11 protein-coding genes are annotated in these 15,099 nt (G+C 41.1%); 6 read left to right on the forward strand and 5 right to left on the reverse strand.

Features of this window, described 5'->3' with window-relative positions:
* The first annotated feature begins 238 nt into the window (after positions 1-238).
* The 3 genes from HQQ94_RS10195 to HQQ94_RS10205 all read left to right on the forward strand — a co-directional run bounded on the left by HQQ94_RS10195 (position 239) and on the right by HQQ94_RS10205 (position 1,371).
* Positions 239-514 (forward strand): helix-turn-helix transcriptional regulator, encoded by a 276-nt coding sequence (locus HQQ94_RS10195; RefSeq protein ID WP_254304039.1) that lies wholly within the window; start codon positions 239-241, stop codon positions 512-514.
* Positions 477-707, forward strand: coding sequence for a hypothetical protein (locus HQQ94_RS10200; RefSeq protein ID WP_173294322.1), 231 nt, complete (start codon positions 477-479; stop codon positions 705-707). Before HQQ94_RS10195 ends, HQQ94_RS10200 begins: the two co-directional genes overlap by 38 nt.
* Positions 708-834: 127 nt before the next feature.
* Complete coding sequence (locus HQQ94_RS10205) at positions 835-1,371, forward strand: hypothetical protein (protein ID WP_173294323.1); 537 nt, start codon at positions 835-837, stop codon at positions 1,369-1,371.
* Positions 1,372-1,526: 155 nt separating this feature from the next.
* Here the strand turns inward: HQQ94_RS10205 and HQQ94_RS10210 are convergent, their stop codons facing one another.
* The 4 genes from HQQ94_RS10210 to ggt form a co-directional block, all read right to left on the reverse strand.
* Positions 1,527-1,796 carry a hypothetical protein gene (locus HQQ94_RS10210; RefSeq protein ID WP_173294324.1) on the reverse strand — a complete coding sequence of 90 codons (270 nt, stop codon included), beginning with the start codon at positions 1,794-1,796 and terminating at the stop codon, positions 1,527-1,529.
* A gap of 251 nt (positions 1,797-2,047) precedes the next feature.
* Positions 2,048-4,099, reverse strand: coding sequence for a bifunctional 2',3'-cyclic-nucleotide 2'-phosphodiesterase/3'-nucleotidase (locus tag HQQ94_RS10215; protein WP_173294325.1), 2,052 nt, complete (start codon positions 4,097-4,099; stop codon positions 2,048-2,050).
* A 481-nt stretch (positions 4,100-4,580) separates the two neighbouring features.
* Complete coding sequence (locus HQQ94_RS10220; RefSeq protein WP_173294326.1) at positions 4,581-6,758, reverse strand: M3 family metallopeptidase; 2,178 nt, start codon at positions 6,756-6,758, stop codon at positions 4,581-4,583.
* Between the two features lie 378 nt (positions 6,759-7,136).
* Positions 7,137-8,882, reverse strand: a complete 1,746-nt coding sequence (ggt, locus tag HQQ94_RS10225; protein ID WP_173294327.1) for a gamma-glutamyltransferase — start codon at positions 8,880-8,882, stop codon at positions 7,137-7,139.
* A gap of 374 nt (positions 8,883-9,256) precedes the next feature.
* Here ggt and HQQ94_RS10230 point away from each other — a divergent pair, with 374 nt between their 5' ends.
* On the forward strand, positions 9,257-10,483 hold the full coding sequence (locus HQQ94_RS10230; RefSeq protein ID WP_173294328.1) for a GNAT family N-acetyltransferase: 1,227 nt from the start codon (positions 9,257-9,259) through the stop codon (positions 10,481-10,483).
* A gap of 19 nt (positions 10,484-10,502) precedes the next feature.
* Here HQQ94_RS10230 and HQQ94_RS10235 read toward each other — a convergent pair whose 3' ends face one another.
* The gene (locus HQQ94_RS10235; protein WP_173294329.1) at positions 10,503-11,120 is read right to left on the reverse strand and encodes a LysE family translocator; all 618 of its coding nucleotides are present in this window, start codon (positions 11,118-11,120) and stop codon (positions 10,503-10,505) included.
* A 288-nt stretch (positions 11,121-11,408) separates the two neighbouring features.
* Between HQQ94_RS10235 and HQQ94_RS10240 the strand changes: the two genes are divergently transcribed.
* Entirely contained in the window at positions 11,409-13,343 is a 1,935-nt protein-coding gene (locus tag HQQ94_RS10240) for a hypothetical protein (RefSeq protein WP_173294330.1), read from the forward strand.
* The gene (locus HQQ94_RS10245) at positions 13,340-15,025 is read left to right on the forward strand and encodes a HEAT repeat domain-containing protein (protein WP_173294331.1); all 1,686 of its coding nucleotides are present in this window, start codon (positions 13,340-13,342) and stop codon (positions 15,023-15,025) included. The genes HQQ94_RS10240 and HQQ94_RS10245 overlap by 4 nt, the downstream gene beginning before the upstream one ends.
* Positions 15,026-15,099 lie beyond the last annotated feature (74 nt).

The raw sequence follows: 15,099 nt of genomic DNA on the forward strand, positions 1-15,099 counted from the left end.
AGCAATATGATTGATAGTAAATTGCTTATCTTGTGCTCGCTCCCTAGGCGGTTCTGTTAGTTTTTTTAGTTTGTTACTGCACAAGTCAACTCGAGTGTTAATAGTAGCAAATCAAATGTCAAAATAATTAGACTAAAATTATAAAAAATGTTAAATATATGTCCTTATTTTAGAGGCTTACCTATGGTTAGTCACTAAAAGCGTGTGTAGTTAACGGATAGCGGTGCAAAAGGAACTTATGCTAACAACACCTGACATTGTAAAATCACTGCGACTGTCAAAAGGATACAGTGTGACAGAATTGGCAAATAAACTTGAATGCAGTCGACAGACGATTTATAACTGGGAGGAGGGCATTTCTGAGCCTAAACTGTCCCAGTTTTTGCGTCTGTGTGTCATTGTTGGGCTGAGCCCTAGTAACTTATTTCCTGATATTGCCACCATTAACAGACGAACTTCAAATAAGGAGATTCACAATGAAAATCAATCATCCACCCGTGGTATTACCAAGTAATCAATCTATGTTGTCTGTCGCTAAATTAGCGGTTAAAAGTGAGCCTTATATTAGACAAAGTACATGGGGAGGAGATGTTAAGCCTCCCCCATTAATGCAAAACCCGGAAATTTATGAACACCTTGTGACAGGCATGAGTGCGGCTCATACTGCTGATTTAACACAAGCGTCTCAGGTATCCATTAAAGTTTAATGTTTGCTAAATTAATGCTGTAATGTTGATGCGTTGTAGCATTATTTGAATCTTCGCCTTTACAGTGAAATCCTATTGAGTCAGCAGACCTTACCATTAATTTGAAAGTAAGGGTTTATCCAGTTTTATGTTTGAATATATTTCATTGATTAATCGTTATGAATGGGTTGTAGTACTGGTTGCTTTTGTGGTGAGTGCTCAGTCACCCAATATTCGTTGGTTAACTGGGACTATAATGGTCTTAAAGACAATAGATGTACTGACAGTTGATATTTTTTTACAGTGGGGTGGGTGGTTTTATATTGCGATTAGTTTTTTAGATCTTAGTATTGTTCTTTCGATACTATTACGACAAAAAACGGCAAGTTATATCGCAAATCTTGAGATCCCCTGCTTTAGCCAATTAGCCCAAAAATCGGCGCAATATTACAAGTTGACCAGCAATGAAATAGGTCTTGTTATCTTGTATATGATCTCTATTATTGTCAATTTTGCATCGTCGATTGAGCATGTTATTCGCAGAAATTCAGAATATAACCCCATGTTTATTTATAACCATTATTCGCAGTCAAAGCTGGCATTGACTTTCCTGTGTGTCATGATTGTATGTTCGTTGGCCATTAATGGCGCCAATAATCTTTATCGAGATAAAAGGAAAAACTAGTTGTCAGGCTTTTTGATAAGCGTGAATCCATCTTTGGCTTGTTGAAGTAAAACGGATGTTCACGCACTGGTGTTAAGGTCAACATCCGCATTTTTAGTTGATTAACGTAAATATGACGCCAGTCATAAGGCGTGAGTTTTGTTGCGTGTACAAGCTTAGCTTTCAGCTCTGCCCGCTTCTTTGGCTTTTTTAATGTCGAAATTGTCCAGTAACAGTAGGTTATCGGCAAGGGCTGATTTTAGCTTGGTTGCTGGTGGCAGTTTTTTTGAATGACTGAGTGATTCCCTTCGAGTGACCGATTCGAGTAATGCTTCCAGCTTTTCTGGGGATTCGAGGTCGAGTTTAGGGAGTTTGTTAGTGGTTGCATCGTTGTAAAGTTTAAATTCATTTTTTAAGTGTTGTTGAGCTTCCTTTATTCTATCCATATTGTATCTCCACTTTAATCAAAATTTAACCGCTCAATATCTAACCTATTCTATTGGGGGGACTTTCGCAAGCAATTACCTCTGCTTTTTATTGGTGGGAGTGGATTTTAATGATCTTAAAGCAATTATCTCCATCAAAGTATATTGATGGAGATGATTAACTATGAGTACTTAGCTGCAATGAGCGTTGATTTTTTACTGCTGAAAACAGCACGAATACGGTTTTAAAAAAACGCCTTGTTAACAGGTGGTTATTGAGTAACAGGATCTGTGGTTAAATCGATATTGTAGATAGCAAAACCAAATTCGTCGGTAAGGTCAGTGCGCTTAGTGAGCGGGCGTCGTTGGTTGTCTAAGATGAACTTATCGGCTAAAGGCGTGTTTTGAGTTTCAAAACGAATATCCAATGGCGTCGCGGTGCTAATGGTCACAAAATCCCAGTTATTATCTGCGCTGGGATCCACTTGGTCTTTTATTTCAGTTTCATTGGCAATGTATTGTGCCAATGCTTCACGGTTACTATCAGGCAGCTCCATGATGACATAATCAGAACCAGTTCCTGCAAATTTACCGCCAAATGCACGATAGTTGTTTGTTGCGACAATAAATTCTTTTTTCGCGAATTGGTTACCGGTAAATACCGTATCCCCCTCGGTGTAGGTTAACTCGACAATGCGATTAGCATTGGCGTCGACCAGTTGACAATCGCCATCATATTTCGTGGGTTGCGTTACATCGATTTGATACGTAATGCCATCTATCACATCAAAGTTATAGGTACGGTGAGTGTCCCAGTTGATCAAGTATTGTGGCTCAGTGGAGCTGGTTGATATTTGATTGAACTGGTTGGCACTGCACTCTAACCACTCTTTTATGTCAGCTCCAGTGACTTTTACCGCCACCATCGTATTGGGATATAAGTATAAATCTGCTGCATTTTTATACGTGAGATCTCCAGCGGGGACTTGCACATAAGAGTCTGCGTCAGCGGCTGTGCTATGACGCCCGCCAGCTTTAAAAGGGGCCGCAGCAGAGAGTACGGGTATCCCTTTGAGTGCGTCGGTGAGATTGGCTGTCACTTTAGCTATTTGTGCATCAGAGACAATTTGCACTGATGGATCATCTTGCACCAAAGTGAGAAAACTGTACATGTCTGCTGAGGCTTTACCAATAGGTTGGTCGACGTACTTAAGCGTCCCTAAGTGTGCGTTTTCTACAGCGTCACGAATGCCTTTATCAGGGCTGACTAATTCTACATTTTCGTCATATATCGGTGCCGCTTTTGCACTGCCGTCGATAACAACCCAAGCGCCGTGTTGCATTTCTAGCTTAAGATCGACAATACCTAAGTTATCTCCCCACCGACCAGGCATGACTGCGGCAACACCGTTAATGGTGCCCTTGTCTAAATCGGCATTTGCGAGTCCTTCAAACGTCGCTGAGGGGAACACTGAATGGCTGTGGCCAAATGTTATTGCATCGATGCCTTCAACCAGTGAGAGAGCATAGGTGGCGTTTTCGTCGCTGGCATCGACAGGGTTACTGGGTGTTCCTATGCCTGAGTGTGGGATCGCGACGATGACATCAGCACCTCCAGCTTTCATCAAGGGGATGAACTTTTGAGCGGCTTCAACAATGCCCATGACTGACACTTTGCCTGCCAGATTTTGCTTATCCCACTGCAGAATTTGAGGTGGCACAAACCCAATATACCCTATGTTCAGCGTTTGCTCATCACCATTACTGTCGAACACGGTTTTGGCTTCGATAACATAAGGCGTGAATAAGTTGTCACCTTTGGCTTTTCCTTGCCAACAATCTGCTTCGCAAAGTACATTCGCGTTAACATAAGGAAAGTTAGCTCCTCCAAGGGCTTCTTCTAGAAAATCTAGCCCATAATTAAACTCATGGTTGCCGACATTGCCGACTGAATAGCCAAGTGTGTTCATTGCTTTGTACGCTGGGTGAGTGCCACCAATGGTATTATCACGTTTATAATTCGCTGCCACAAAGTCTCCCATAGGACTACCTTGCAATAAATCGCCATTGTCAACGAGTACAACGTTAATGGCTTCGGCAGCTTGCTGCTTAATGAGACTGGCAGTTCGAGCCAGGCCTATTTTTGCATCATATTGGGTTTTGTAATAATCATAATCCATGATGTTAGTGTGCAGATCTGAGGTCTCTAAAATCCGCAGCTCAATCTGAGCCGCTGGCGTTGCTTGAGTGTTATCATCAGATCCACAGGCGGTTAATCCTAATGTGGTTGCTATTATTATTGTTAATGAATTTTTATTAAACATGTCTATTGTTCTCTTTTTTATGTAGACCCCGAAAGCGTGTTGTTGCAGCGCTCAGTGTGCTGATGAAAGATGTTTATTATCTTGTGTCAGCAAGGAAGATTATAAAGAAATAAAATAGCATTTATGTGATTAACAATAGAATTGATGAGGTGAATTTTGTTGTTTGAGTATATTTTGTACTATTTAGGCTGAGCGGTATTTTACATTTTAATACATCTGTTTTTTATGTTGAGTTAATTGTTTTTATTTTGTGTGTTTTTGACCTAGGTTGGGTCCACGTGAATCTTAGATTCCAAGGATAACCGGTTAATGAAAAAAAGAGGTACCCAAGCAACTTTAAGATGTTTGTTGCAGTATTCCTATAGGATGGTTGAATACACGTTGTATCTTGAGGCTGTTTGGATGTAGGTATAAAAAAGCACGGTGTTTACCGCACTTTTTTACACTGAAGCCAACTTAGCCAAGCTAAAGTCAATGTAGGCTATTTATTCAGTAACCCACGGCGACGAAGCAATGGTTCGATCCCCGCCTCTTTACCACGAAAGGCTTTATAGAGTGCCATGGGATCTTCACTGCCACCTTGTGATAATACTGTTTTTCTAAAGGCGTCAGCAGTGGCTCTATCGAAAATGCCTTTTTCTTTAAAAGCTTCAAATGCATCAGCACCTAAAATATCTGACCACAGATAGCTGTAGTAACCGGCAGAGTATCCGCCAGCAAAAATATGCGCGAAGTAAGTACTGCGATAGCGTGGAGCGATTTCACTGATTAAGCCCATATTGTTCAATGATTCAGCCTCAAAGACAGCCGCATCCTTCGGGGTAAAGTCAGTGATCGTGTGCCAATCAAGGTCCAGTTTAGTGGCTGCCATGTATTCTACCGTGGCAAAACCTTGGTTAAACTTACTTGCAGCTTGTATTTTGTTAACCAGTGATTGTGGGATCACTTCACCTGTTTGATAATGTTTAGCAAATTGAGCAAGCACTTCAGGTTGAGTCATCCAATTTTCCATCACTTGTGATGGAAATTCGACGTAATCACGTGGTACAGAGGTGCCCGCTTGTGATCGGTATTGTACGTTTGACAGCATGCCGTGAAGGGCATGACCAAATTCGTGAAACAAGGTACTTGCTTCATCGAATGTGAGCAGTGAAGGCCCACCATTAACAGGGTGAGGGAAGTTTAATACATTCACAATGATTGGTGTCGAATTGACCCCATTCATATTGTATTGCTGCTGGTAAGCGTTCATCCAGGCACCGCCACGCTTGTTGTCACGAACATAGTAGTCACCCATGAAAATAGCCATCACTGAGCCATCTTTGTCGTACACTTCCCAGGTTCGTACATCACGATTGTACTTAGGCAGATCCGTGCGTTCTTTGACTGTGATCCCATAGAGACGGTTGGCCGTGTAAAATACGCCTTTTAAAGTACTTTCTAGTGAGAAGTAAGGTCGGGTTTCTTGCTCGTTAAAACTGTATTTAGCCACACGAATTTTATCAGCATAATAATCCCAGTCCCACGCAGCAAGTTTGAAGTGACCACCTTGCTCATCGATAAGTTGTTGCATTACATCGACTTCGACTTTTGCCTGCGCTAAAGCAGCAGGCCATACCTTGTTGAGCAAACCATAGACGTTTTCTGGTGTTTGCGCTGTGCGTTCTTCAAGGACTAAGTGTGCATGAGTCGGATAACCTAACAGTTGAGCCCGCTCTGCACGTAGCGCGGCCATGTTCGCTAACACTTTTTTATTATCGTGGGCGTTATCCTGATTGCCGCGATTGATGTAACCCTGATAGATCTGTTCACGCAGTTCACGGTTATCGGCATAGGTTAAAAATGGTGTGATAGAGGGGCGTGATGTGGTGAACACCCATTTACCCTCGTGTCCTCGTTTAGTGGCAGTTTGAGCTGCGGTGCTGATGACATCGCTAGGCAATCCTGCTAAATCAGCTCGATTGTCGATAATCAATGCAAAGTCGTTAGTTTCAGACAATAAGTTATCAGCGAACTCTAGACTTAATTGACTTAGCTGTTCATTTAATGCTCTAAGTGTTGCTTTGTCCGCTTCATTTAGGTTGGCTCCTCCGCGAGTAAAAGAATGGTAGGTATCTTTTAAGAGCTTTGCTTGAGCAATACTGAGCTTCAGTTCATCACGCTGCTGGTAAACGTCACTGACTTTATTAAATAACATTTTATTCAATAAAATGTCGTCATTGGCAGCTGAAAGCATGGGGGAGACTTCTTTAGAGATGGCTTGTAGTTCATCATTGGTGTCTGCACCAGTCAGGTTATAAAAAACATTGGCCACTTTTGAGGTTAAGTTACCGGAAAACTCCATCGCTTCGATAGTGTTACTAAAAGTTGCAGGCGCTGGATTGTCTATAATGGCTTGAATTTCAGCTTTATTTTGCGCAATACCGGCCTTAAAAGCAGGCAGATAATGCTCTGATTTAATGTTATCGAAATTAGGGATCTCTAAATAGGTACCGTATGGTTTAAAAAAGGGGTTAGCGGCATTATTGTCAATAATGTGTTGTGCTACTGCATTGGGCGCCACACTCGTTTCAGTTGTGTTTGGTGTGTTGTGACATGCACTCAAGATGAAGGTGAGTGCCATTGCTGTGATAAGTGGTTTGAGGGTGGATCCCTGCATATTGATATCCCTGATTTATTTGTTGAATAATGATGTTATTAACGCCAACACCGAGGTCAACCTCCGTGTTTAGCCATGTAAGGGTATTTTGTATATCCAGAGGTTAAATAACATAGTTGACAGTAATTAAGCTACTTTAAATGATTTTTATTTGTAACAAATGTTTAGTAATTGTTTCGGAGGTTTGTTTTTTTGTGTTCAACGAGTTGGTTTGATTTTTCTGTGGTAAGGACAAGATATACCCAAGTGGCATCGATGACTTTAGTAGGGGCGGGTAAGAAAAACTAGGTAAATAAATGATTGTTTAAAAAGGATAAACGCCTGTGTTTATAAATACATTATACTAACACAGGCGTTTGATTTGGCCATAAGCTGAAGCTAGTAGCCTAACGCTTCACTGCCGGCGCGTCTTGGATCTGAAGCGCCAAATATTCCTTGCTCTGTGAGCATGATAGATTGTGTCGAGCCCATGGCATTTTTGACGTTAACTTTATGCCCTTTTGTTTTTAACAGGTCTATGGTGTCTTGATTTAAGCTTTGTTCTACGCGTATTTCATCAGGTAACCACTGGTGATGAATACGAGGGGCCACAGTTGCTTCAGCAATATTGAGATCATGATCAATCACATTCATGATGATTTGCATCGTAGTGGTGATGATGCGAGAGCCACCTGGACTACCTGTGACGATAAATGGCTTACCATCTTTCATCACTATGGTTGGACTCATTGAACTCAATGGTCGTTTGTTACCTTCAACAGCATTGGCATCACCGCCGACTAAACCATAACCGTTAGGTACACCAGGTTTAGCGGAGAAATCATCCATCTCATTATTGAGCAGTATTCCAGTCCCTTGAGCGACCATGCCAGATCCATAGCTGAAGTTTAGGGTGTACGTGTTTGATACAGCATTACCCCATTTATCGACAACGGAGAAATGGGTCGTTTGGTTACTTTCATAAGGCGCTAAATCACCAGGTTTCACTTCACTGCTCGGGGTTGCTTTATTCATCACGATTTGACTGGCGAGCTTTTTGGCGTAATCCTTGCTGATAAGCGCTTGTACGGGCACTTTATAGAAATCAGGATCGCCTAAGTACTCACTGCGATCGGCGTAGGCGCGTCGCATAGATTCAGCCATAACGTGTATGGTCGCAGCTGTATTATGCCCCAGCTTGTCGATAGGGAACTGTTCGAGCATGTTGAGCATTTCAATCAGATGGATACCACCAGATGAGGGAGGCGGCATAGAAATAATCTGGTAACCTCGATAATCACCTTGAACAGGCTTACGCTCAACCACCTTGTAATTTTTGAGATCGTCTAAGGTCATGATCCCACCAGCTTCTTGCACCGATGAGACTATCTGTTTAGCGGTTTCACCTTGATAAAACCCCTTGCTCCCTTGCTGTGCAATCAGTGATAAAGAGTGGGCTAATTCAGGTTGTTTAAACAGCTCACCCACCTGATAATTACCGCCATCGGCTTTGTAGAAGACTCCTGTCGAGCTAGGCCACTGGTTAATATGCTGCTTCATGCCTATCAATGAAGTTGATAGATCTGAGGTTACCTTGATCCCTTCTTTGGCCATTTTTATCGCAGTCTCGGTGACTTGCTTCATGGTCATGGTGCCATATTTTGTTAATGCCAGTTCCATTCCCATGACTGTGCCGGGAACACCGACAGCTAAGCCGTGTTCTTGGCTTAAACGTGCATCCGCATCACCGTTTTCGTTAAGGAAAATATCTTTGTGGGCTTTTGAAGGGGCCATTTCACGGTAATCGATGGCGATAGTCTTATTTTGCTCCGCGATATGGACCAGCATAAAGCCACCTCCGCCGATATTACCTGCTCGTGGGAGAGTTACAGCTAAGCTAAACGCGACAGCAACGGCGGCATCGACGGCATTACCGCCTTGTTTTAATATCTCAACGCCGGCGCGTGTAGCTAAGGATTCTTGACTGGAGACCATGCCATGCTTAGCCCAGACAGGTTGAGCTGTTGCCATTTGACTATAAATCGATGTTTGTGCTGCGTGTACGGGTGAAACTAATGCAGTCGAGAGACTAATAATAGGCACTGCGATAGACATGGCAACGATTAAGGTTTTGAACGCGCGCATTGATTTTCCTTTTTTATAATTAATTATCTGTGCAATGTGCCGCTAATAAAAAAAAATTGCAAGTGATACTGATCTTAAGTGTTCTTGGCGTTTTAAAGAGACACATCACATCTTTACGGCTCGGTGAATAAAATGTTTTTACTTTGTATTAAGTGAGGTTGTTTATGTGATTTTTGCCCACTATTTAATAACAATGAAATGGCTGGCTTCGCACTGTGTCCAGAAGGTTGTTCTGCAATAAATATGTGGAAATAATTCCGAGATAGTCAGTTGAGTGTTAGGGCTATCATTGGCAATCTAAACTGGCTCTGACTAACGCAAATATTTATACTCAACACACACCTAGTTTCTAACCTTTAGTGAGTGATGTCTCCATGAATGAGATCCGCATTGAATTTGCCTCAGCTATCACATGTATTCCTGCCGATGAGTGGAATGCTTTAATGGCAGATAAATTGGGCGGGGTTAATCCCTTTACTCGACATGAATATTTAGCAGCACTGGAAGCGAGCAATTGTGTGTGTAGCAAAACGGGTTGGACGCCGATGCATCTGATGGTGTTGCAAGGCGATCGACGTTTGGCGGTTATGCCACTTTATGCCAAGACTCACTCTTATGGCGAGTACGTGTTTGATTGGGCGTGGGCAGAAGCTTACGAGCGTAATAATATTGAGTACTATCCTAAGCTGCTCAGTGCGATTCCTTTTACCCCCGTCGCTGGCTCACGAGTGGGGATCTGTACGACATTGAGCGTGAATGAAACAGACTCTGTCTGGTCAGCAATGGTGAGTAAACTATCAATTTTGATTAAACGAGATGGGTATTCCAGTTGGCACTGTCTATTTTTACCTCAGTGTGAGTCTACTCAATTTTCAAACAAAGGGGCTCTGGCGAGAATAGGGACTCAGTTTCATTGGAAAAATCACCATTACCAAAGCTTTGATGGTTTTTTGGCAAGTATGCATTCGCGTAAGCGTAAAACCATTCGTAAAGAGAGAGAGCGGATCGCTCAGCTTGGACTTAATATACGTTTTATTAATGCCAAAGAGGTAACACAAGCCCAGTGGCAAGCATTTTATCAGTGCTATCAAATGACCTATGCTAAGCGTTCAGGCCATTATGGGTACCTCAATCTCGCCTTTTTTAAGGCCATTGCGTTAAGTATGCCTGAGCAGATCATGTTATTGGTGGTCGAGGCGAATGATATCGATAGTATTAATGTCGAGGAAAGTGAGGGCAAGAACAGAGAAAATCCACTCACTCGCATTATTGCCTCAGCGCTGTATTTTCAAAGTAATACTCACCTTTATGGTCGTTACTGGGGTGCGCTAGAAAGGGTGGAAGGTTTACATTTTGAGGTTTGTTATTATCAGGGCATTGAGTATTGCATCAAACAGGGGTTAGACACATTTGATGCAGGTGCTCAAGGAGAGCATAAAGTGCCCCGAGGCTTCGAGCCGATAGAGATTTATTCCAATCATGAGATTGCTCACCCAGCGTTTAGAGATGCCATTGACTCCTTTACTCTGCAAGAATGCGCTCAGGTAAGGCGCTATATACAAGAAATGAGCAAGGTCTTACCGTTTAAAAGCGAGGGTTAAGTGAAAGCCTTCCTTGTTTTTAGCTCAACGCTAACCAACATCCTACGCCTATCATGAGTGAGCCTGCTACTCGGTTTATCCACTTGATGTTGTCTCCACGGCTTAAGAATTTTTTTAGGGTCTTGCCACCGGTGGCATACGCGGTCATGCTGACAAATTCAGTCAACATGATGATGCTTAATAATGTTATTAATTGTGGGGCTAATGCGTTACTGACATTAATAAAGGGGGGCAGGAGTGAGATCATAAATGCCCAACCTTTAGGATTCGCGATGGCAGTGATAAACCCCTGTGAAATCAGTGCGCCATTGCTTATCTCAGTAGATTGTTGATCGAGCTTGGCCATTTTCCCCTTAGCACGCCACATTTGTATGCCAATATAGCCTAAATAGATCCCGCCAACCCATTTTAACATGTCAAAGATGTGTGGGTAATTAAGCATAACACTGGCCACACCCATGACGGCTGCGATGGCAACTAAGGCCACGCCAATTAGCTCACCTATCATCATCCAAAAGGTACGACGTACGCCAATGCTCATGCCTAATGTCATGGCGAGTGTCATGCACATTCCAGGCGTGATGGAAACGAAGAAAAAAGTAGGTAAAAAAACCGCAAGTAATGTGATATCTGGCATGATTTGTATGGACTGTTTATCATTTGGGATGCTGAGTCTATCTGTATATGAGGAAACAATCGATACTATTGCTATAAAAAATGCTGTTTTATTTCTGCTCTACTAGGTCAAATGAGAGTCGCATTGATTCGTCTAGCAAACAGAATTTACTTTCATCTTACCTTAATCAATCAATTAACCCCCTTTTAATGCCGTGTACTACAATTTTAAATGGTGCAAATAAATTCAGTTGATGACTGGATTGAGTATTTAGCCGTTGGCTCGTAAATAAAGACAAGTGAGGGGACGATGTTTGCAAACACGTTAATCATTTCAATATTAGGCTTGTTATTATTAGGGTGTGATAGCAACAAATCCAGCACTGATATTAAAGGGAATCTTTATGTTAGCGAGGTTCTCCTGCAAACAACCAACATCTTGGCGCATAAAGATCAATTTTCAGTAGAATATACTCTCAATGCTATCAATATCATCGAGCAAGAGGTTAAGATTGATTTTTATATGATTGAGACCTCATCAACCCCTGCTGATGTGGGTAATGTTTCAATTGATTTAGATAATGCGCATTTTCTTAAGAGTATCAGTATCGAAAAAGTCAGCAGTGGCACCTACCTAAGATCTGTTGACCTTATGGTTCCTAATATCAAGGGGGTAGAAGGTGAGTATCTGGTGGTCGCTATTGTTGATCCTAATCGTGAGTTCGAAGAAGTAAACGAACATGATAACTGGTTGACGCTTGAGATGATTGACAGTATGAGCGACGAAGAGCGAGAGTCGATTAACATATCGATTTATTCAAATAATACCATGCTCATCAAAGCTCCCATCGTGAATGATATTATTATTGATGAATATAATATTAGCCAAACTGCGATTATTTTTAATACGCCAGCCAAGGTAACAGAGTCAGCATTGACGTCAGATTTAGTGGGCTATATTGAAGCGCGTAATGGCGGTCCAGTGATGCCCGATACGGTGTTACAAGCCGATGTTCTGATTGGTGGTACATGGCAACCGCTTCATTTTTGGAATGCAAACTCGATATCTGGTAAAGATGAATATAAAACAAGTTTACCTTATTTATTTGAGCATAAAACTAACGAAGAACATATTGGGTTTGATATTGTCTTTGATAATGCTTATCTAGCAACACTTTACAGTGAATATGATAGTCGTATTCAAAATACATTAACGATTCGTTTTAACCTAATGCCTGCTTCAAACTCTGATTTTGAAGATACGAATATTGACAACAATATCGTTAGCTTCACTTTGCCCTATTATTTCTTTGAAGAGCCACAGTCGCAACCTGAGGTTCAATCACCAAGTAGCACTAAGTCATCGTTTGTCTCTGTTGAGCCAAATAATACAGAAGCAGCAGCTTTTATCGATTTTAATAAAAGTTACAATAAAATTTACGGTAATACGAGTAAAATTGCGGCAGAAATTCAGCTCGCTGGTGGTGTTTCAGTGGATCCTATACGAGTGGGTGGCTCAGCTTACGCCTCTGGTGGATTTAATGTTCATATGTTTAAAGCTAAAAACGTGATTGTGGGTGTTGATTTTAAAGCCAATGCTTATTTATTAGATGAAACGGGTTATTCATTAGACATGACCTTCCTTAATACGACAGTATTTTCCATGGAAGAGACCCAAAAACGTAGCAATGAAGATGAATTACCTGCCTGGTCAATAGGGCATGAGAAAAAATGGGAGCGTTCACGTGATATTGTTGAGTCTCGTTTTTTTGTTGGCCCTATTCCGTTAAGTGTTACCGCAGGTGTCAGTGGTCATGTGGGATTCGGTGTTCAAGCAGGTTATAACGGCCGATTATTTATCGAAGGGGACTTATTTAGTGCGGCTTTTAGTGGCTATGCCCTTGGTGGTATTGATCTGTTATTAGTTGAAGCGGGTATTGAGATTTCAATCATCATTATTGAAAATAATTTTACATTAAGTTCAAATTTAGGGTTAGCATTAGCAAAAGAGGACATTACACCAGTGATCACTTATCAGGCTTTATTGGTCGATAAGCTTGACGTGATTAAAGGTGAGTTTGGCCTTTTTGCCAAAGTGACTGGCATTCAATGGTGTAAGAAATGGTTTATTTATTATCCGTGTGGTACCAAAGCTAATACTTATACTTTCTGGTTTTATCAAACGCCCAGTTTGTTTAATAAAACGTTTACACTTTATAGTAAGGAAGGGACGATTGAATTATGATAAAACGAGTATCATTAATGTGCCATATCGGCACAGTGTTACTTGTTAATCCTGTTGCAAATGCTTCATGTCAATTGCAATACAAGTTAAGCGTTAATACAGAAACAACATTTGTGTTCAACAGCACGACAAGCCAACGTATTAACTTGAATGGGATATTAAATTTAAAGCCGCTTAATAAAGACAAAGACGGCCAATGGTGGGGTGTTAAAGGTGATAATATTGAATTATCAAGCCAAGGTGTAACACAAATCGATAATGACTATGTGATTCCGTTTGCCCTTAAACGCGGTAAAAATGGGTTAATTGTTGATTTTTGGTTTACTCGACACACAAAGCCAGAGCAGCAAGAAAAACTTAAGGGCTTAGTGTATAACATGCAATTTCGCGATGTTAATTATCAAGGCGCTTCTACTGAATATGATGGTGTAGGGCAATATATTGCTAACTATCATCGTCAAAATAATCAGGCTGTCAAGGTGAAGCAGCAATACCTATTGTCAGTGAAAAAAGCGCGAGCGCTCGATTCTGTGGATGTTATTGCTTCAAGCACACGTGCATTACTCGATAAATGCTGGTTAACAGATATTAAAACAGCAGAAACCCTCGCGTTTAATCAACTTGGCAACAGTTACAAACTGACGGTTAAACAGGGTTATCAGTTGACACCTATCAAGCAACGATTAGCCAGTGATTTGTGGGCATTACCAAACGACACATCACAATGGCCAGAGGCTAAACCTATTGTAATGACATTAGCGCAAAAAGAAAAACTAGCGCAAGAATTTAATGTATTTTTAAAGCAAAAATCATTAGTGGAGATTGAGCCACATGAATTGGCTAGATTATTAGTCAATTTTGCGCCAGTCTTTGAACAACTTGTGCCATTACTTATCGAAGGGGCATTTTCTGAAAATGATAATATGCGTTTATATCATGCATTTGGGTTAATTGATAATCCTCAATCACAGCAATTTCTAACGTCATTACTGGATTCAATTGACATTGATAACACGGATAAATTTAGAGCGATCCAAGCATTGTCACAAGGCTCAGGAATATTGGATCCAAAAGCCTACGCCCAGTTTGTTAATTTAATGGATTCAGGGATTAGTGATGATCAAAATTTAAATAATAGTTTGATTTATGCTGCGGGTGCGATGATCCAATTTAGAGTTGATGATCCTGCAATGAAAAACTTACAAACTAAATTACAGCAGAACTTAGTTAATGCTGTGACGGCGCAAACTCAATCAACTTTCATTGTTAGCTTAACCAATACAAATAGTGTCGATAACGTGTCACATATTCAAGAATTTCAGGCCAGTGGTTCGGCGCAGGTCAGACGCAATGTTGCCAAGTCATTGGGGCAATTACAAACGTCAGAATCATTTAGTACGTTAAGTACAATGTACGGTAACGAATCCAATCCGCGTGTAAAAACGGCGCTTATCCGTTCTTTAGGCAATTATGAATTGAGTGGTGAAATGACTAGTCAGATCAAAATACTCGCCAAAGAAAGTACTGATCATACGCTGCGTAAAGCCTCTATTGATGCCATGGCGAAACAAATTCAATATCAACCTAATGTTAAAGATGATTTAAGAGCGTTACTTTCTAGCGAAAAATCACGTCAAAACTTTGAGTCTATTGTGAAAGCAATTAACAGTAACGAACAATAAATAACGGTTGTTTTTTATATAATAATTGTTATATGGTTCATTTTTAACACTGAAAAAGAGGCCTGCTTGCCTCT

Source organism: Shewanella sp. VB17 (assembly GCF_013248905.1).
GTDB lineage: Bacteria > Pseudomonadota > Gammaproteobacteria > Enterobacterales > Shewanellaceae > Shewanella.

Bases quoted from the DNA above. Each gene is read 5' to 3' on its own strand.
- HQQ94_RS10240 (WP_173294330.1), top strand. From the start codon at position 11,409: ATGTTTGCAAACACGTTAATCATTTCAATATTAGGCTTGTTATTATTA.
- HQQ94_RS10245 (WP_173294331.1), top strand. From the start codon at position 13,340: ATGATAAAACGAGTATCATTAATGTGCCATATCGGCACAGTGTTACTT.
- HQQ94_RS10235 (WP_173294329.1), bottom strand. From the start codon at position 11,120: ATGCCAGATATCACATTACTTGCGGTTTTTTTACCTACTTTTTTCTTC.
- HQQ94_RS10205 (WP_173294323.1), top strand. From the start codon at position 835: ATGTTTGAATATATTTCATTGATTAATCGTTATGAATGGGTTGTAGTA.
- HQQ94_RS10195 (WP_254304039.1), top strand. From the start codon at position 239: ATGCTAACAACACCTGACATTGTAAAATCACTGCGACTGTCAAAAGGA.
- ggt (WP_173294327.1), bottom strand. From the start codon at position 8,882: ATGCGCGCGTTCAAAACCTTAATCGTTGCCATGTCTATCGCAGTGCCT.
- HQQ94_RS10200 (WP_173294322.1), top strand. From the start codon at position 477: ATGAAAATCAATCATCCACCCGTGGTATTACCAAGTAATCAATCTATG.
- HQQ94_RS10220 (WP_173294326.1), bottom strand. From the start codon at position 6,758: ATGCAGGGATCCACCCTCAAACCACTTATCACAGCAATGGCACTCACC.
- HQQ94_RS10210 (WP_173294324.1), bottom strand. From the start codon at position 1,796: ATGGATAGAATAAAGGAAGCTCAACAACACTTAAAAAATGAATTTAAA.
- HQQ94_RS10215 (WP_173294325.1), bottom strand. From the start codon at position 4,099: ATGTTTAATAAAAATTCATTAACAATAATAATAGCAACCACATTAGGA.
- HQQ94_RS10230 (WP_173294328.1), top strand. From the start codon at position 9,257: ATGAATGAGATCCGCATTGAATTTGCCTCAGCTATCACATGTATTCCT.